The sequence below is a fragment of the Roseococcus sp. SYP-B2431 genome (genome assembly GCF_004336745.1).
In the GTDB taxonomy this organism is placed as follows: domain Bacteria; phylum Pseudomonadota; class Alphaproteobacteria; order Acetobacterales; family Acetobacteraceae; genus Roseococcus.
The window spans coordinates 394125-412557 of the sequence record NZ_SJXD01000025.1 but is presented as its reverse complement, the minus strand read 5'-3'; the positions used below and the strand labels follow the sequence as shown (position 1 = coordinate 412557).

Below are 18433 nucleotides of genomic sequence, written 5' to 3'. Positions count from 1 at the left end.
ACGGCGATCAGCCCGGCTCTCAGCCAACCCCGCTGCACCGCCTCCCACAGTTCCGCATCGACGATCGCCTCGTGCTCCCCGGGATAGACATTCCCCCCGGTGGGCCACCTCGCCTCGGTAGACCCGCTTCTGCAGCAGGTGGACAGGGCGCCACGGGCGAGCGGACGGCCGCCCTTGCCCACGATGCCCGTCTCGGCGAGTTGCTGCAGCAGCAGTCGGACCGAGCCGAGGTCGAGATACGCTCGATAGATCACCGCACGCGCTCCGCCTCGGCCGGGTGGACCACCAGCTTGCGGTCCTTGACCTCGTAGCCTAGGGGGACCGATCCACCCATCCACATCCCCTTGCGCTTGGAGGCGGCGATCTTGTCGCGAATGCGCTCGCCGGTGACCTCCCGCTCGAATTGGGCAAAGGACAACAGCATGTTCAGCGTCAGCCGGCCCATGCTGGTGGTCGTGTTGAACTGCTGGGTGACCGACACGAACGACGCGCCATGGCCATCCAGCACATCCACGATCTTGGCGAAGTCGGAGAGCGAACGGGTCAGGCGGTCGACCTTATAGACGACGACAAGATCGACCCGGCCCGAGGCGACATCGGCGAGGAGGCGCTGCAACGCCAGGCGGTTCATGTTGCCCCGGAGAGGCCGCCGTCGTCGTAGCGGTTGGGAAGCGCAGTCCATCCTTCGTGCCGCTGGCTGCGAATGTAGGCCTCGCAGGTCTCCCTCTGGGCGTCGAGGGAGTTAAACTCTTGCTCCAGCCCCTCCTCGGAGGATTTTCGAGTGTAGATGGCGCAGCGCAGGCCAGTCCTGGCTACAGGCTGAGCCGAGCCCCGGCGGCTACGCATCCCTTGTCCCCTCGATCTGCTGACGAGCAGGAGCAGAACCCGTCGTTCCACCTCCCCGCCGGAGGCCGAAGAACCTCGGACCAGACCAGTGGGCGCCGGTGATGTGGCGCGCGATCTCCGAGAGGGAGGCAAAGCGCTGTCCGGCCATCTCGAAGCCCTCTTCCAGAGCCAGCACGGTGTAGGTCCTGCCGTGCCACTCCCGCAGGAGGGTTGAACCGGGCTTGATCCGCAGCGTCGAGATCAGCGGCTCTCGTGCCCTGGCTGGACCTCCATTGGCTAGGGCGACCAGCCGCCGGCGAGCATCGGCGCTGAGCGCGCCGTGCTGGTCTGCCTGCAAGCGATAGGCGATGTCCCGCTGCAGGAAGTCCGGACTCAGCGCGGCGGGTGCCCGCATGCCATGTAGGCGCTCCCACTCCTGTCGCCGGGCGGCGGCAGGCGATTCACCAACGGGCAGGCCGGAGCCTGACCTGCGCGGTCGGGGCATTTCCGCTCCTCAGCCAGCCACCGTCAGGCAGTAGGCCTTGCGGCCGCTCTGATGGACGAGGGTCACGTCGAAGCCTCGCTTGCGCAGGCCGGTGACAGCGGCGCGGGTGGTGTGTGGCAGCCAGCCGCGCAGTGATCTCAACAAGCGTCGCACCGGCCTCTGCTGAGATGGCCTGCAACACCTCCCCCAGCTTGCCGGTCGGCTGGCGGGGCAGAGCGTTCTGCGTGCCCTGCTCAGGGGCGAGCTCTTGGACCACGGCAGCGTCGTCTCCTGTCGAAGCCGCGACCTCCCTCTTGCTGGTGTCGACGCCGGGATCCGTCGCATCGGCCGGCGCATCGGCGGAGGCGCCCGCAGCGGCGAGGCCGGCCACGGTGAGACGGAGGCCCTGGTGCTGGCCAGCCTCGTCGGTTCGCCAGGCGGTGCTCGCGTCATCGACTGGCGTCTCCGTGGCGAGCTCCATCTTGAGCAAGGCGCCCAGCAGGTTGCGCTGGGCGCCACCGCGAGCGCGGATCGTCGGCGGCAGGGGGAGGACCATGTGGTCGGGTCGCTGCGCGGCGGTGGTGAGAATCAGAAGCTGGGCGACGGTGAGGGTCTTGGTGGTGGGCATCGGGATAGTTCCTTGTGTGGAGCATCGCCCTATGCGGCGCTCCCACCACCCGAAGCCCGGGACTTGCCGGGTTTGCTCTCGCAGGTCCTCTTGCCCGCGGCGCGTCAGCACAAATGCTTCCTGCCGGGGAGAAGTCGAGCGGAATATCCATGCTGCCGCGCGAAGGAGGCGAAGGAGCCTGATCTATGGCGGCGGTTGGCCGAAAGCGGAACGTCAGTTTTCAGCAATATCAACTAAAAATCTGCCGATTCGCAGAGAGTGTGGTCTACGCCCTTTCAACTAACCACTCGGCATATGCGTCGACGTCGATCATCGGGACGGTACCGCTAAACTGAAGTCGTGAGATCATCTTGAACAGAAAGGCAGTCGCGGGCTTGGTCTCGATACCGTAGTGGTAGGAGCTTGAACTCGCCTCCCGGAAGAAGTGGCCGTGAGATGCGACGCAGCCGATATCGAGCTGACGGTCTTCTGTGCCATCGCGAAGGGCGCGGCCAAGGGCCGGCCCGAGCGCCGGCGTCCAGTCGCTGCCGAAGGTCAGCATGCCGCCGAGGATATGGATCGGCGGCTTGGGCGGGTACACGCCGCCCGCGTGCGGAATGGGTATGCTGGTGCGATGCAAGCGCCGGACGCTTTCCACTTTCTCCTGCGCATAGGCCACCAGATCCGCATTCAGGGTCTGCTTGGCCTCGAAGACGGCGTAGACGCTCTCGGCTGGAATGACTGTCTGACCCTGAAATTTGAAGATGAAGGACGAATACTGGCGGTCAAATACGACGACGTCGATCTGGTGGCTGAAGTTGCCGCGCGTGTCCACGACGAATGCCTTGGCCGTCTGATAGCGCTTGGGGAGATACTCGTTGAGCATCTCGATCCAGACGTCCTCGCTCGCGTCGCCCTTCGATCCCGGATGGTGAATGGACTTCCGGACGATCTCGAGCTTGGTCTCGATGTCCTGATGCAGGGAAGCCAGAAGCTGCGATAACGACCATGACGACATGTGACACCTCAGGTCCAGGGACCAGGAAATTTCGGGCCGAATAACGCGCGCCATGCGCGCAGCGCGTCGCCCTTGCGTCCCTGCCGGGCAAGATGGATCGCCTCCGAGGCCTCGCGGCTCGCTGCCGTCAGAAGATCGCGTGCGCGCTGCTTGCGGGCGTTGTCCATGCCGTTGCTGATGGGCGGACCCAGACCTGCCGGATCGAGCCAGGTGTCGAAGATGCGGTCGGCGAGCGTCGCGAAAAGGGCCTGGATCTCGTAGTCGAAGCGGCCCTGCCAGCCGCCGTAGAGGCACTCCAGCGCCATCACCTCGATGAGGAAGGACGGCTTGACCGGCTTGTCCGCGCCGTGCCGCGTATTGTTGTTCCAGTACTTCACCATGCGCACGAGGCCCTTCCACTCATTGGAATAGGCCTGATGCGCCGCGGTGGCCTTGTCAGCGTGGATCTTCGGATTGGTCTTGATCCACTTGCCCGTGTCGGTGTCGGGAATTTCGTAATCGTCGCCCGCGGCGAAGGCTGGCACGGCGTCGATGCTCAACACCCGGTAGTCGGTGTTGTCGTCGGCATCGACCACGATGCCGAAATCCACGTTGACCGAGCGGCTCTGCTTGCGCACGGCCTTGGCGCCATACTTCTCGACCAGCGCGTTGTAGAAATCATCGATCACGACCGAAGGCGCCTTGTCGCGATAGGCGCGCTCGGAGTCCTTCAGCACGAAAAAGATATCGATGTCCTTGAGCGGCTTCGTCTTGGTGTGCCGCCGGTAGGAGCCGGTCAGGAAGCTGGTCTCGATCTTGAACTTCGTGTCGAGATATTCGCGCACCTCGTTCTGCCGCGCGGAGGCGTTGCTCTGCTCCCTGTCGTTGAGCTCGATGCGGCTTTTGAACTTCCGGAAGGCTTCGTCGATGGTCAGCATCAGCTCTTCCTCCAGTACGCGGCGTGGCCGCCCAGGCCATAGTGATCGATGGTCGAACCGAGGCTGTGCCGCACAAATCCGTCGGTCGGGCGATAGCTGCCAGCTCCCCAGCCGGGCACATCGGGCCGGCCGGGCTTCGTCTTGAGGAGGATGTCATAGCTCGCGTGACCGGGCGCGACGCCGGCCTTCCGGATGGCGTATTTGAGCTGTTCGGTGTCGGTCCAGAAGCTGCCGTCACCCGTCCAGCTGTAGATGACGTCGATATCCCAGCGGACGATCAGCGTGTTGTTGCGCGGGTCATACACTTCCAGCACCGCGCGCTCGAGATCCTGCGTTTCCAGCCAGACCTTGAGCGCGCGCATGTAGACTTCCCAGTCATTGACCAGCTTGCTCGGGTCGAGGCCGCTGAGCCGGATGATGTCCTTGAAGCTCTTGAGGATGTTGTCCGCGAGGTAGGTGACGGAATGGGTGAAGAGATTGACGGCGACTAGCGTCATGATTCGAGGAACCCCTTGGGATCTAGGATGAGGGCCTGAGCCTTTGCAGCGCTGGACGTGGCCTCCGCGGTGGCAGCGGAGGCGTCGCGCGCCGTGATGCGGGTGCTGTGCTTCGTGAGCGCCGCCTGCACCCAGGACAGGTCGTCCGCTAGGCAGGGCAAGGACACCGCCCAGCTGCCCGCGAGCGGATCGAACCCCAGCCGGTCCTCCTTCGCATCAGCGCCATCGAGCGCGTCGTCGTCATAGAGGCAGTAGATGCGGGTGCGAGGGCCGTCGCAGGTCACGATGATGGCGGCGTCGCGCGGAGCCTGATCCGCGATGATGCTGGAGGCGATGCCCGCGACCGCCAGCAGCTCCGTGCGGGCGGTGCCCGCGTTGCCGCGCGTCAGGAGGTCGACGATGGCGGACCAGGTCGCCAAGGCGTCGCGGGAGGGCGTGCTGCGGAAGGAGCGGCTGGCGACGGTGGTCATGCGCCGGCCCCCTTGACCCGAGCCGCGCGCGCGGCCCGCGCGGCGGCGAGGATGTTGTCCATCGTCACGCGCTCCGGGTTCATCGCGATGTCGGGATTCGCGGCCAGCGCGTTGGCGACCATCTTGCGGATCGCGCGGCCGTCGAGGCCGACGCAGGCCTCCGCCACGGCCGCGAGCTCGGGGGCGAGCGCCAGCTTGCCGATGGCGGGATAGGCGCGACCCAACCCGGTGAGGCAATCCTTCAGGATGTCGGCGCAGGCTTCCCGCCCCGGGAGCGGGACCTCCAGGATGAGATCGCAGCGCGACAGGAACGCGCTGTCGACCGCCTGCGGGAAGTTGCTGGTGGCGACGAAGAGCAGGTTCTGGTGCGCCTCGGCCAGGGCATCGAGCTGCACGAGCACGGCGTCGGTGGCGCGGTGCACATCGACGGGGTTCGCGTCCATGCTGAGCTTCGCCCGATCTGCCGCCAGCGTCTCCACTTCATCGAGCAGGACGATCACGGGATCGGCGAGCGCAGCCTCGGCGATTGCCGAGGCGAAGAGGTCCGTGACCGCGCGCTGCGTCTTGCCGTGGGCGGCGCTGGCGAGCGAATGCGGCTCGACTTCGAGGAGCCGGAACCGCCCGCCCGGAAAGGCGGTCGCGACGCGGTGGGCGAGCCCGCGGGCCAGGGACGTCTTGCCGGTGCCGGGCACGCCGGTGAGCATGATCACGCCATGCAGCGGGACGACCGTCCGCGGCACCTTGCTCCGGAGCGTGAAGTTCAGGACCGCCTGGGAGAGGAGCTGATCCTTCAGGCTCTTCTCGATGATGATAGAATCCCACAGCGCGCCCAGCGCCTTGTCCGGCAGCGCGCGGATGGCCTGGATGCCCTTCGGCTTTTCGTCGATTCCCAATTCCCGCTTGCTCATGCTGCCTCCATATGACGCATAAATTCGTTCGGTATATCGAACATGAACGCGATATCGCTTGTCAAGGCCGATTTCATTCGATATTGTCGAACGAGCATAACGCATTGATTCCAGGGGAAAATGGCGTCCAGCCTGAAAGACAAGCTTCGCGAGCATCGAAAGAAACTGGGTTATTCGCTCGATGACCTCGCCCGGTTATCCGGTTCCAGCAAGAGCTACCTGTGGGAGCTCGAGAACCGCGACGAGAGAAAGCCGTCCGCTGAAAAGCTTACCAAAATAGCGGAAGTTCTGCAGGTTACGACGGGTTATCTGCTCGACGAGAAGGCCGACATGGATGACAGCCACGTCAAAGAGGCGTTCTTCAGAAAGTTCAATCGCCTCGATGATGATGACAAAAAGCGCATCCAGGATATGATCGACGCATGGGGCAAAAAGAAATAAGGCTGCCGACAACTGCCAAGGGCTGGGCCGTCCGCCTCTCACAGATCATCAAGATTGCCAACGATATTCATGGATTGGCACGTTTCCCGGTGAAGGTATCTGAGATTGCTCGGGATTTCACCGCGAATGTCTATCCTGGCGCGGCGATTACCGCGGTTGATGGCCGGCCCCTCAGCAAGAATTTTGAAGGCGCCTTGATGCCGAAGCCAGGAGGCTCGGGCGAATGGGGCATCTTCTACAATTCGGCGATCTCCTCGCCCGGCCGCATCAACTTCACGCTCGCACACGAGCTGGGGCATTACCTCCTCCACCGCCAGCTCAGCGGCGATCCGATCTATTGCGCGAGACGCGATCTCTGGACATGGGACTCGGCTTACGGGCGCATGGAAGCCGAAGCTAACGAGTTCGCATCCTTCCTCCTCATGCCGCTGGACGACTTCCGACAGCAGACGGACGGGCTACGCCGGCCCAGCGTGGCGGATTTCGAGAGGGTGAAGGACCACTATGCGGTGTCGCTCACGGCGGCCATCCTCAAGTGGCTCGACACGACGTCGAAGCGCGCGATGATCGTGATCAGCCGCTATGGCTTTATCGACTGGTCGCGCTCGAGTGAACCGCTGTTAAAGTCGGGTGTGTATTTCCGCGCGAAGCAGGAAACGACGCCTCTCCCCGATGCCTCACTCGCCGCTTTGCAGGATACGTCAGCCGAAGCCGCAACAGGGAAAATGCTGCACGAGGGGATCTGGTCGGTGCAGGAACCGGTCTTTGAATCGGTCCTTTTCTCCGAATATCACGACATGGCGATTTCTCTACTTATCTACCCGGACGATGCTCCTCGGCGGCCTTGGGCAGTAGAAGTGAGCCAAGGTTTCGTCGACTGAGAAGATTACGGATCACGACCCACCGTAAATTGCCCTGTCGAATATGTAAGGACGGTTGCTTGCAGCGTTGGCTCATGAACCGGCTTCCAAGATCGCGGAAGGAAGCCGGCGTTGCCGTTACACCTCGGTGCTCTCCGCGAGATGAAGGGCGTCCTCGATGTCGACACCCAGGTAACGGACCGTGCTTTCGATTTTGATGTGGCCCAGTAGGATCTGAACCGCACGCAGGTTGCCCGTCGCTTTGTAGATGATCGAGGCCTTCGTGCGTCGCAGGGAGTGCGTACAGTAACCCTCCGGGCGAAGCCCAATCCCAGCGACCCACTCATCCACCAGCCGAGCGTATTGCCTGGTGCTCAAGTGAGCCGAATGGTCAATCCGGCTGGGGAAGGCGTAGTCATCGAGCGCGCCGCCACGCTGCTCCAACCACGCCAGGATGGTCGTCCGAGCCGGCTCGAGCAGCTCAAACTGAACAGGACGTCCAGTCTTCTGCTGCACGACTGTCGCTCGTGATCGGACGTGACCGCCGCTGACGAGATTACCGACACGCACCTTCACCACGTCACAGCCATGCAGCTTGCTGTCGATGGCGAAGTCGAACAGCGCACGATCCCGAAGTCGACGTTCTCGATTGAGCCAAAAGCGAATGGCCCACACCTGCTGCGGCTTGAGTGCTCGTTTTGCACCGACGATCCGCCCAGCGTTCCAGGCTCGCCGCTCGCGACTTGCCGGGTCAAATTTCGAATGTCCCATCTGATTATCCTCCGGGCCGAGATAGCCCGGATGAGAAATGCGCTCTCGGACAACCTGCTGCGGCTGGCCGACAGCGGACCGGCAGCTTTCAGGATAGAACCGCTCCAAAGCAGGCGCTTATCCGCGCCGCGCTCGCTCGGTCCCCGAGCGTTCGCCAATCTCAGCGACCTTCCGGATCTGGAATCGAGCCAACTTCGCGGTTAGTAGCCGTTGGCGACGATCCAGCCTGTGACCGTGTCAAAAAGCCCCTGTGCCGAAGTCGATGTCGCGGCGATGCCGGCATGCGGCTCGACGGAGTGGTAGCCGGTCATGGCGGCCGCACCGGTGACGAACCCGCTCTTGCGCGCGATCACGTTGAGCGTGCGACGATTCTTCTCCCAATAGCTGCGCGCTGTGGCATGCATAGAACCTGAAGGCAATCCACTGGGCCGCCGCACCGTCACATTGACAGCCCCGGCCGCGCGACGTTGGCTATCTTTGCCCCAGTGAGAGGGTGAAGAGGAAAAAGCCATGAAAAAGCGCCAGATCCTGCGCACTGCTGCCGGCCTTGGACTGCTAGCCGCCCCCGCCTATGCGCAAGCGCCTTTCCCCAATTCCAGCATCCGCATGGTGGTGGCTTTCCCGCCAGGTGGAAACACGGACATTTTTGGGCGCATGTTTGCCGAGCCCTTCGGGCAGGCCCTCGGCCAAGCCGTTGTTGTCGACAATCGCGGCGGGGCGGGCGGTCTCATCGGCTCGGCCGAGGTGCATCGCGCCCGACCGGACGGGTACACGTTGATCTTTCAAAGCCCGACGGCCGGGATCACCGGCCCACTCACACGTCGCGTGCCGCCCTTCGATCCCGTGACGGGGTTTTCACACATCGCCATCCTCGGCATCACGCCGCTTGCCCTGGCGGTCCACCCACGGCTTGGCGTGAACAGCTTGGCCGAGTTGATTGCGCTGATCCGCGCTCAGCCGGGCCGGATCAGCTATGGCAGCTCGGGCATCGGCGGCGCCCCGCACCTCTCGACGGAGTTGCTGCGGATGCGGGTAGGCGACCTTGATGTGGTGCACGTGCCCTACCGAGGCTCGGGGCCGTTGACCCAGGATCTTCTCTCCGGCACGATCGCCTTCGCCGTGGACGCCTTCACGACGCTGCTGCCGCAGCACCGCGAGGGAAGGCTGCGGATCATCTCCGTCCTCGGCGAGCAGCGCGCAGCGGTGGTGCCCGATGTGCCGACCGCGCGCGAGAGCGGCCTCGACGTCGTGACCCGCATCGCCAACTACCTGGCCGCCCCGCCCGGCACGCCGCCGGACCGGCTGGAGCGCCTGGCCGCTGCCGCTCGCGCTGCGATGTCCACGCCCGAGATTGCTCGCGCGCTGGAGGCGATCGCCTTTGTGCCCGTGACGGATTCCACGCCCGAACGCGCGACGCGCTTCATCGCGGAGGAGGCGGCGCTCTGGGGCCCCGTCATCCGCGCCGCGAACATCGGGATCGAGTGAGCGCATGTTCAAGCTGACGGACAAGGTGGTCTTCCTGACCGGCTGCGGCTCGGTCGGCCCCGGCTGGGGCAATGGCAAGTCGATCGCGGTGCTCTTTGCGCGCCAAGGGGCGCGCATCTTCGGCGTGGACATCAACGAGGCGGCGGCGCGCGAGACGCAGGCGATCATCCAAGACGAGGGCGGCACCTGCGAGATCGCGACGGGCGACGTCACGGATTCCGCCGAGGTGGCGCGGCTGGTCGAGGCCTGCATGGCACGCTTCGGCCGCATCGACGTGCTGGTGAACAATGTCGGCAAGTCCGAACCCGCCATCCCCGGTGAGATGGACGAGGCGCTGTGGGACGCCCAGCTCGCCGTCAACCTCAAAAGCGCATTCCTCTGCTGCCACGCGGTGCTGCCGATCATGCAGAAGCAGGGAAAAGGAGTCGTGGTCAGCATCGCTTCCACGGCGGGCATTCGCTACACGGGCAAGCCCCAGGCGGCCTATTCGGCGGCCAAGGCGGGGCTGATCCATTTCAGCAAGACCACCGCCATTACCTATGCTCCACGCGGCATCCGCATGAACTGCGTGCTGCCAGGTCTCATGTACACGCCGCTGGTGGCCAAGCTCGCCGAGCAATTTGCGAGCGGCGACCTGGAGGGGTTCGTGGCGAAGCGCAACGCCGCCGTTCCCATCGGCCAGATGGGCGAGGGATGGGACGTGGCCCATGCCGCGCTGTTCCTTGCTTCTGACGAGGCAAAATACGTGACCGCAACGGAACTCGTCGTCGATGGTGGTTTGACGGCTTCCACTGGTTGATTACGGCGCGCCGGCTTATTTTCCGGGATGACCGAAATGGGCGCACCGTCGCAGCTGAAGCTGGCCCCGAAACTACATAAATCCTAAGGGTCGGCAGCCAGCCCGCCGCTCAGAGCTCTGTGCACTCCGTGAGATGAAGGGCGTCCTCAATATCCACTCCAAGGTATCGGACCGTGCTCTCGATCTTGCTGTGACAAAGCAGGATCTGGACAGCACGCAAGTTGCCGGTCGCCTTGTAGATAATGGACGCCTTGGTTCGCCGCAGCGAATGCGTTCCATAGTCCTCGCGGTGCAGGCCAATTCCAGTGACCCACTCATCCACCAGCCGGGCATACTGCCGGGTGCTCATGTGCGCCGCGTGGTTGATGCGGCTGGGGAACGCATAGTCGTCCAGCGTGCCGCCCCGACGTTCCAGCCAGGCAAGGAGGGTCGTCCGAGCCGGTTCGAGGATCTCGAATTGAACGGGGCGGCCGGTCTTCTATTGGACCACAGTTGCCCGCGTGCGGATCCGGCCGCCGCTAACGAGGTCACCAATGCGGACCTTCACCACGTCGCATCCTCTCAGCTTGCTGTCCACCGCGAAGTCGAACAGCGCACGATCCCGAAGTCGACATTCTCGATCGAGCCAAAAGCGAATGGCCCACACCTGCTGCGGCTTGAGTGCTCGTTTTGCACCGACGATACGCCGGGCATTCCAGGCTCGCTCTCGCGATTTGCCGGGTCAAATTCTGAACGTCCCATCTGATCATTCTCCGGGCCGAAATAGCCCGGAGGAGAAATGTGCTCTCGGACGACCTGCTGCCGCTGGCCGAACTCGGAATGGCAGCTTTCGGACACGAGTTATCCGGGCTTGCCATCTGAGGGACGCTTCCGCGGTATGCTTCTTCAGATCCTGTACCGGGAGACCACTGCTCTATTGCGGCACCCCGTCAGGATCCGCGTGACGCGAGCATCGCCCGATCAGACGGAATCGTCTGATCGGGTAAAGATGCTCGGAAAACAAATGGCTGGAGCCCTCGTACCGAGCCCTTGCGAACGAAGAAGGCTCTAGCTGAGGGCCTGGATTCGCTCTTCAGCTTTCGTGTGAAGCAAATGGAGGAACTGCCGGTGCCGGAGGCCCTCGTCGCCGCTGCGTCTCGCCCTCTCTAGGGCCGCGTTGAAAATCTCCGAGATTTCTTTGTCTGTTACGAGGTCTCGGTTGCCGGCCACGCCCGATACGCTGGATGCGTTTCGACGCGCCTCGTCCAGATAGAATTTCGCTAGGCCAATAGCCTCGTCCAGTTCAGTGAGCGGATGAAGCTCGATCCTATTTTCCAACCGGCTTCTAAATGCCGGCGACGCCGTCGAATACCGTCGCAAGGCATCGGGCGTCACGGCGATCATCATAAAGATGTGCTTTGGAAGAGCATCAATTATTGCGCGGATGGCCGACAGATATCTGACGACTGCCGTGGCGCTCAGCACTCCATCCTGCTTCTCAAGCTCATCGAGAAGCAAAAAACACCCCATTTAATAGGCCTACAGCGCTGCTGACTTGGATCAAGTCACGGAGAGCTGCCGTCTTAGATTCGACAGTTTCGAGCCGGAAGTTCACGGCCTACCCCCAGTTTCGATCCACGCCCCCGCGAGGGAGCGACATCGCGCGGCGCTCCATCCGCCCGACCGCGGACATGTTTCGATCCACGCCCCCGCGAGGGAGCGACCGCGCCGGCACAAGGCCGTGGGCGAGGTGAAGTGGTTTCGATCCACGCCCCCGCGAGGGAGCGACAGCGCGTCACCAGCTACGTCAGAGTGAGTATTCCGTTTCGATCCACGCCCCCGCGAGGGAGCGACCCCACGCCGCCGTGAAGGCCGAGGAGATGGAACGGTTTCGATCCACGCCCCCGCGAGGGAGCGACTGCCGATGAGCTCGGCAAGCATCGCCTCTCGCAGGTTTCGATCCACGCCCCCGCGAGGGAGCGACAGGGGCTCGAATGGGCCGGCCGCGCCAGGCTGGAGGTTTCGATCCACGCCCCCGCGAGGGAGCGACATGTCCCGCTCGTCGGTGATCGCCTCGGGGTAGAGTTTCGATCCACGCCCCCGCGAGGGAGCGACTCGGGGCCTCGGCGGCGATCGCTACAGCGCCGCGTTTCGATCCACGCCCCCGCGAGGGAGCGACCCAGTTGTCCAGGATGATGGCCGTCCCGATCGAGTTTCGATCCACGCCCCCGCGAGGGAGCGACCCCCGGTCGAGGACGTGGGGTTCATCACCAACGAGTTTCGATCCACGCCCCCGCGAGGGAGCGACCCAGGCGGTTCTCGACCCCCTGATCGCGGCCGAGTTTCGATCCACGCCCCCGCGAGGGAGCGACCCAGGCGGTTCTCGCCCCCCTGATCGCGGCCGAGTTTCGATCCACGCCCCCGCGAGGGAGCGACCCTCGGCATTCCGCGCCGCGATGTACTCGGCTGTGTTTCGATCCACGCCCCCGCGAGGGAGCGACATGGCCTTGGGCTCACGGCATCGCAGATGGACAAGTTTCGATCCACGCCCCCGCGAGGGAGCGACGTGAGCCCGCGCAGAACCCGCCGTCGCCCTTCCTGTTTCGATCCACGCCCCCGCGAGGGAGCGACCACCCCATCGAAGGTGACGCCGGCCCGGCCGTTGTTTCGATCCACGCCCCCGCGAGGGAGCGACGTCGGTGGCCCGGATAATCGCGGCGTCACCGAGGGTTTCGATCCACGCCCCCGCGAGGGAGCGACAGGATGAGGTGGACCGGCTGTTTTTCAGCGGCGGGTTTCGATCCACGCCCCCGCGAGGGAGCGACTGCGGTCGAACCACTGGCCGGCCACGCAGCGCATGTTTCGATCCACGCCCCCGCGAGGGAGCGACTTCGTGTCCGACTTCATGCCTCGGAAGGAGTTCGCGTTTCGATCCACGCCCCCGCGAGGGAGCGACGGTGATGTTGGGAGACCCCTCGGGCCTTCCCAAGTTTCGATCCACGCCCCCGCGAGGGAGCGACCTCCACGCCGCGCTCTCTCGCCTGCTGAAGGCGCAGTTTCGATCCACGCCCCCGCGAGGGAGCGACATAATGGGAGGGTCTGGGTTGTCTAAATTTCTGGTTTCGATCCACGCCCCCGCGAGGGAGCGACGGCCAGCGCGACATTGGCGCCAGCCTCCGGGCGCCGCGTTTCGATCCACGCCCCCGTGAGGGAGCGACGAAGAAGGCCCATCGATACGCGCGTGCAGGTCTGCGTTTCGATCCACGCCCCCGTGAGGGAGCGACGGAAGATCGAAGCCATGACCGCCCCGGCCTGGAAGTTTCGATCCACGCCCCCGTGAGGGAGCGACTGCCGCGGAGCCGGCTCCAGGCGGCGATTTCCACGTTTCGATCCACGCCCCCGTGAGGGAGCGACACGGCGCGCGGCACACCGCTGCCTCCATCCGGCAGTTTCGATCCACGCCCCCGTGAGGGAGCGACGGCGTCCCGTCCGGGTTGTTCGGCGGGCGGCCAGGGTTTCGATCCACGCCCCCGTGAGGGAGCGACTGCCGAGGGTCTGCACGCGCTGCCTCCTACTGCTCGTTTCGATCCACGCCCCCGTGAGGGAGCGACCCACCTGGGGGCGCATGCGCGTCCAGAGATCCTGGTTTCGATCCACGCCCCCGTGAGGGAGCGACGCGGGCCGGCGTGAGCCCGTCGCCCGGATTCATGGTTTCGATCCACGCCCCCGTGAGGGAGCGACCAGCGCGCAGCTGCTCCAGCTGGGCCTCGGAGAAGTTTGGATCCACGCCCCCGTGAGGGAGCGACACGGGGATGGCGACGCGGCGCCCGCCGATCCGGCGTTTCGATCCACGCCCCCGTGAGGGAGCGACTGTCTGTTTCGGGCGGCGTCAATCTCACGACCCAGGTTTCGATCCACGCCCCCGTGAGGGAGCGACGTGCTGCGCGCGCTGGGGGCGCCGCCGCAGCCTTGTTTCGATCCACGCCCCCGTGAGGGAGCGACCCGGGCCGGCGGACCGTGGACCTCGTGTTCTGCGAGTTTCGATCCACGCCCCCGTGAGGGAGCGACGCCGCGTCGTCAAGTCCATCACCACCTGGCTGACGTTTCGATCCACGCCCCCGTGAGGGAGCGACTCGCGCGCGACGGTGGCGGCCCTGGAGTATGGCCTGTTTCGATCCACGCCCCCGTGAGGGAGCGACTCAAGCAGGTTCAGCGGAACCTCGATGATCTGGTGTTTCGATCCACGCCCCCGTGAGGGAGCGACGATCCACCTCGAACCAGCGCTGCGGCCGCCAGGTGTTTCGATCCACGCCCCCGTGAGGGAGCGACGGGCCGCCCGCGTCATCGAGCTCGTGATTGCCCTCGTTTCGATCCACGCCCCCGTGAGGGAGCGACGCAGCGCCGGGCGGGCGAAGAGCGCATCGTCGAGGTTTCGATCCACGCCCCCGTGAGGGAGCGACGTCCCGATGTTGTAGGCGAGGCTCGTCAGCGCGCCGTTTCGATCCACGCCCCCGTGAGGGAGCGACGCGCAGCTGGCGGGCCGGCTCGTTCAGCAGGTGGTTTCGATCCACGCCCCCGTGAGGGAGCGACCAGGATCATCCGCGAGGTGCTCCGCCCGCGCGCGTTTCGATCCACGCCCCCGTGAGGGAGCGACGCTGCGCATAGGGCATGTTGCGGAGCTCGAGGACGTTTCGATCCACGCCCCCGTGAGGGAGCGACGCCCCATCCGCGGATCTCGCGGACGTTCTCGATGTTTCGATCCACGCCCCCGTGAGGGAGCGACTTCTGCGCGGCGACCTTGCCCTCGATCCCGTGAGGGAGCGACCGCCTGCCTCGTCGCATCCATCACGCTGCTGTGGTTTCGATCCACGCCCCCGTGAGGGAGCGACTGCACAACTACGTCGAGTGGCAGCTGCGGGTGACGTTTCGATCCACGCCCCCGTGAGGGAGCGACCACGCTCAGCCGGGCGCTGGGCGTGCGCCTAGTGTTTCGATCCACGCCCCCGTGAGGGAGCGACTTCTCGCCGATCACGCCGTCGACCGAGACGCCAAGTTTCGATCCACGCCCCCGTGAGGGAGCGACCGGGCATCATTACTCTTGGCATCGGCCGAATTGACGTTTCGATCCACGCCCCCGTGAGGGAGCGACGCGCAGCCGCTTGGCTCGCCTATTTATGTTCCCGGTTTCGATCCACGCCCCCGTGAGGGAGCGACCGGTGGCGCGCTGCCCCTCCGCGCGCATTACGTCGTTTCGATCCACGCCCCCGTGAGGGAGCGACCGGCAATCTGCAGAACATGCAGCGAATGCGGCTGCGTTTCGATCCACGCCCCCGTGAGGGAGCGACAGGCCAGGCGCTTGATGGCCGGCTGGGAGACGCAGTTTCGATCCACGCCCCCGTGAGGGAGCGACCAACGGCGGAAAAGGCGGGCGTCCGCGCAAGGGCGTTTCGATCCACGCCCCCGTGAGGGAGCGACCTGCCGCTCCCCAGGCCCGGTCGCGGTGGTCGTGGTTTCGATCCACGCCCCCGTGAGGGAGCGACATCCAGCTACGGCGCGGTCTGCGCCGCCCGCCTGGTTTCGATCCACGCCCCCGTGAGGGAGCGACCGCGCGGCACGCCGCGCACCAGGCGCACCATGCGGTTTCGATCCACGCCCCCGTGAGGGAGCGACGCCAGGCGAGGATTTTCGCCGAGTAGAGATCCTGGTTTCGATCCACGCCCCCGTGAGGGAGCGACTTGCGGGCCCGGCTGCCGTCTGCACGATGGCGCTGTTTCGATCCACGCCCCCGTGAGGGAGCGACCTGGAGACCGGGCCCTCTGCGCTGCAATCGTCGCAGTTTCGATCCACGCCCCCGTGAGGGAGCGACTCCCGCCGGCTTCATAGCAGGAGGCCCTTGTGCCCGTTTCGATCCACGCCCCCGTGAGGGAGCGACGATTTGGGGCATGACCGAGCTGATGATCGACGACCCGTTTCGATCCACGCCCCCGTGAGGGAGCGACGGGCGGCGGCATGACCGGCACCCCCCTCGAAGAGGCGTTTCGATCCACGCCCCCGTGAGGGAGCGACGTCGCAGATCTGGGCGGGGGCAAGCGCGGTTTCCGGTTTCGATCCACGCCCCCGTGAGGGAGCGACGGCGACCGTCTATGCCGTCCCGGTCGTGCTGCATGTTTCGATCCACGCCCCCGTGAGGGAGCGACAAGTGGCTCCGGATTCAAATGGCGAACACTCCAGTTTCGATCCACGCCCCCGTGAGGGAGCGACGATCCGGCTCGCCGTCCAGGACGATCAGGTCCGGGTTTCGATCCACGCCCCCGTGAGGGAGCGACGCCCCGCGCTTGCCGTGACATCATGATCATCTGCGTTTCGATCCACGCCCCCGTGAGGGAGCGACCTGACCGTCAGCTTCGGAGGAGGCGCCATCCGCCGGTTTCGATCCACGCCCCCGTGAGGGAGCGACCCGTCGGCAAGGCGATGGCTGCCGTCTGGCTCGCGTTTCGATCCACGCCCCCGTGAGGGAGCGACCAAAGTCCGGCAGCTTCCGCCACTCGGTTTCATGGTTTCGATCCACGCCCCCGTGAGGGAGCGACCGGTGAGATACGGCGCCTTGGGCTCCTGGCTGCAGTTTCGATCCACGCCCCCGTGAGGGAGCGACCGCTTCCGCGGCCGGCTCGGGGGGCTCCTCCTCCGGTTTCGATCCACGCCCCCGTGAGGGAGCGACGCGCGAGGTGCAGAAAGACCTCAAGGACTCGGTGTTTCGATCCACGCCCCCGTGAGGGAGCGACCGGTGAAGCCGGAGGCGGAGGCCGAGGGCCAGCTGTTTCGATCCACGCCCCCGTGAGGGAGCGACGACAAGGCGGAAGAGGCCGGCGTCGCTGGCGTGTTTCGATCCACGCCCCCGTGAGGGAGCGACAGATGCCAGTCGCCCGCGGCGCGCGCTCGGCCTCGTTTCGATCCACGCCCCCGTGAGGGAGCGACGCGGGCGCGGAGGGCGGGAGGATGGGTAAGACGGTGTTTCGATCCACGCCCCCGTGAGGGAGCGACCCTGGCCGCGCAGGGTGGTGGACGGCTGCCAATAGTTTCGATCCACGCCCCCGTGAGGGAGCGACGTTTTAGATTTGCCGCCTATTATGGCCGTGATCGAGTTTCGATCCACGCCCCCGTGAGGGAGCGACGTTCGGGGTGAACGGGGTTCGGGGTTCATCGGTGTTTCGATCCACGCCCCCGTGAGGGAGCGACCCACGCGGAGGGCGGGATACCATGACGACGCCAGTTTCGATCCACGCCCCCGTGAGGGAGCGACCTGTGACAGCCTCATGTTTCTGCTCCATGCGAAGTTTCGATCCACGCCCCCGTGAGGGAGCGACGCAGCACCTGCTCGGTCTCGGTCTTCTGCTGCACGTTTCGATCCACGCCCCCGTGAGGGAGCGACCATTGACGGTATAGCCGAGCTTTACTACGTGACAGTTTCGATCCACGCCCCCGTGAGGGAGCGACGGTTTCGCAAATCAATAGCCGGGTAGTGCATAAGTTTCGATCCACGCCCCCGTGAGGGAGCGACCTGGAACCGCCGCGAGGCGCTTGCTGATGCCGCGTTTCGATCCACGCCCCCGTGAGGGAGCGACGTCCTGGTGGATGTGGTAGCCAACCAGGTTGTTGATGTTTCGATCCACGCCCCCGTGAGGGAGCGACGCATGTGCTCGCGGTACCAGGGCTCGGACATCACGAGTTTCGATCCACGCCCCCGTGAGGGAGCGACCCGCCCGACAATACTCCTCCGGAGCCTAAGCCGAAGTTTCGATCCACGCCCCCGTGAGGGAGCGACCCGGGATCACTCCGCGGCGCTGGAGCATGGTGTGGTTTCGATCCACGCCCCCGTGAGGGAGCGACCGCCACCATGCTAGGCTGCGGTGACTGAAGTGCAATCGCGCTGGTATCCGCGAACAACCCGTTGTCTGCGTGGACATCCGGCGGGCATCTCCAAACCCAAATGCGAAACTGGCGGATTGTTGCGGCACGCAGACCGGCGCGAACCCACCGTCAAGATCATGAGCGCTTAGGGTTCGCGCATGCGAGCTCATCAAAACAGCAGCGGCCCTTCAAGATCGAGCGTCGGTTTGGCGCCGACATGCTCCACCCGGCGACGCCCCTCCGCACCCAACCGATAGAAGCGCAGGCTATCGGTCACAGCATCGATCTCGTCGATCAGCCGGGCACGGAGCGCGGTCCACTGTGCCGGTTCCACCTCGCATTCGAACACGGAATTTTGCACCCTTTGGCCAAAATCCAGACAGGCCCGGGCGACGCGCCGCAGCCGGCGACGCCCGGCCGCCGTCTCCGTGCTCACGTCGTAAGCAACCAGCATCAGCACGAGC

General features: G+C 65.1%; 17 protein-coding genes, 1 pseudogene and 1 CRISPR repeat array. Of the genes and pseudogenes, 4 read left to right on the top strand and 14 right to left on the bottom strand.

Annotated features, from left to right (window positions below; genetic code table 11):
• Nucleotides 1-89: 89 nt before the first annotated feature.
• The 9 genes and pseudogenes from EJV46_RS23560 to EJV46_RS13250 form a co-directional block, all read right to left on the bottom strand.
• A pseudogene (locus EJV46_RS23560) lies at nt 90-254 on the bottom strand (hypothetical protein); the annotation flags it as partial.
• Nucleotides 251-631 (bottom strand): recombinase family protein, encoded by a 381-nt coding sequence (locus tag EJV46_RS23050; protein WP_206020800.1) that lies wholly within the window; start codon nt 629-631, stop codon nt 251-253. The gene EJV46_RS23050 and the pseudogene EJV46_RS23560, both read right to left, overlap by 4 nt.
• A gap of 207 nt (nt 632-838) precedes the next feature.
• Entirely contained in the window at nt 839-1330 is a 492-nt protein-coding gene (locus EJV46_RS13280) for a DUF2924 domain-containing protein (protein ID WP_131549121.1), read from the bottom strand.
• Nucleotides 1287-1937: a hypothetical protein gene (locus EJV46_RS13275; protein WP_131549120.1), complete on the bottom strand. Its 651-nt coding sequence runs from the start codon at nt 1935-1937 to the stop codon at nt 1287-1289. The genes EJV46_RS13280 and EJV46_RS13275 overlap by 44 nt, the downstream gene beginning before the upstream one ends.
• A 265-nt stretch (nt 1938-2202) precedes the next feature.
• On the bottom strand, nt 2203-2934 hold the full coding sequence (locus EJV46_RS13270) for a DUF6602 domain-containing protein (protein WP_131549119.1): 732 nt from the start codon (nt 2932-2934) through the stop codon (nt 2203-2205).
• An 8-nt stretch (nt 2935-2942) separates the two neighbouring features.
• Nucleotides 2943-3851, bottom strand: a complete 909-nt coding sequence (locus EJV46_RS13265; protein WP_131549118.1) for a CBASS oligonucleotide cyclase — start codon at nt 3849-3851, stop codon at nt 2943-2945.
• Nucleotides 3851-4348, bottom strand: coding sequence for an HORMA domain containing protein (locus tag EJV46_RS13260; RefSeq protein ID WP_131549117.1), 498 nt, complete (start codon nt 4346-4348; stop codon nt 3851-3853). The genes EJV46_RS13265 and EJV46_RS13260 overlap by 1 nt, the downstream gene beginning before the upstream one ends.
• Nucleotides 4345-4818: a hypothetical protein gene (locus EJV46_RS13255; RefSeq protein WP_131549116.1), complete on the bottom strand. Its 474-nt coding sequence runs from the start codon at nt 4816-4818 to the stop codon at nt 4345-4347. The genes EJV46_RS13260 and EJV46_RS13255 overlap by 4 nt, the downstream gene beginning before the upstream one ends.
• The gene (locus tag EJV46_RS13250) at nt 4815-5831 is read right to left on the bottom strand and encodes an AAA family ATPase (protein WP_240782543.1); all 1017 of its coding nucleotides are present in this window, start codon (nt 5829-5831) and stop codon (nt 4815-4817) included. Before EJV46_RS13250 ends, EJV46_RS13255 begins: the two co-directional genes overlap by 4 nt.
• A 15-nt stretch (nt 5832-5846) precedes the next feature.
• Here EJV46_RS13250 and EJV46_RS13245 point away from each other — a divergent pair, with 15 nt between their 5' ends.
• The gene (locus EJV46_RS13245; protein ID WP_131549115.1) at nt 5847-6167 is read left to right on the top strand and encodes a helix-turn-helix domain-containing protein; all 321 of its coding nucleotides are present in this window, start codon (nt 5847-5849) and stop codon (nt 6165-6167) included.
• Entirely contained in the window at nt 6149-7048 is a 900-nt protein-coding gene (locus EJV46_RS13240; RefSeq protein WP_131549114.1) for an ImmA/IrrE family metallo-endopeptidase, read from the top strand. Before EJV46_RS13245 ends, EJV46_RS13240 begins: the two co-directional genes overlap by 19 nt.
• Nucleotides 7049-7165: 117 nt before the next feature.
• Here the strand turns inward: EJV46_RS13240 and EJV46_RS13235 are convergent, their stop codons facing one another.
• Nucleotides 7166-7906, bottom strand: coding sequence for a tyrosine-type recombinase/integrase (locus EJV46_RS13235; RefSeq protein WP_240782542.1), 741 nt, complete (start codon nt 7904-7906; stop codon nt 7166-7168).
• Between the two features lie 92 nt (nt 7907-7998).
• Nucleotides 7999-8310: a hypothetical protein gene (locus tag EJV46_RS13230; protein WP_165585513.1), complete on the bottom strand. Its 312-nt coding sequence runs from the start codon at nt 8308-8310 to the stop codon at nt 7999-8001.
• Here EJV46_RS13230 and EJV46_RS13225 point away from each other — a divergent pair.
• Together EJV46_RS13225 and EJV46_RS13220 are read left to right on the top strand one after the other, a co-directional pair.
• Complete coding sequence (locus EJV46_RS13225; RefSeq protein WP_131549112.1) at nt 8309-9283, top strand: tripartite tricarboxylate transporter substrate binding protein; 975 nt, start codon at nt 8309-8311, stop codon at nt 9281-9283. The two genes, EJV46_RS13230 and EJV46_RS13225, sit on opposite strands and share 2 nt — an antisense overlap.
• A gap of 25 nt (nt 9284-9308) precedes the next feature.
• Nucleotides 9309-10082, top strand: a complete 774-nt coding sequence (locus EJV46_RS13220; RefSeq protein WP_240782541.1) for an SDR family NAD(P)-dependent oxidoreductase — start codon at nt 9309-9311, stop codon at nt 10080-10082.
• Between the two features lie 109 nt (nt 10083-10191).
• On the opposite strand, the gene EJV46_RS23255 is transcribed toward EJV46_RS13220, so the two are convergent.
• The 3 genes from EJV46_RS23255 to cas2 form a co-directional block, all read right to left on the bottom strand.
• A complete protein-coding gene (locus EJV46_RS23255) occupies nt 10192-10497 on the bottom strand; it encodes a tyrosine-type recombinase/integrase (RefSeq protein ID WP_305000527.1) in 306 nt (101 codons plus the stop codon).
• A 632-nt stretch (nt 10498-11129) separates the two neighbouring features.
• Nucleotides 11130-11579, bottom strand: coding sequence for a hypothetical protein (locus tag EJV46_RS13210; protein ID WP_131549110.1), 450 nt, complete (start codon nt 11577-11579; stop codon nt 11130-11132).
• A gap of 109 nt (nt 11580-11688) precedes the next feature.
• A CRISPR array of direct repeats spans nt 11689-17948; the repeat unit is 31 nt; unit sequence GTTTCGATCCACGCCCCCGTGAGGGAGCGAC.
• 190 nt (nt 17949-18138) lie between these two features.
• Nucleotides 18139-18429, bottom strand: coding sequence for a CRISPR-associated endonuclease Cas2 (gene cas2 / locus EJV46_RS13205; protein WP_131549109.1), 291 nt, complete (start codon nt 18427-18429; stop codon nt 18139-18141).
• Nucleotides 18430-18433: the final 4 nt, after the last annotated feature.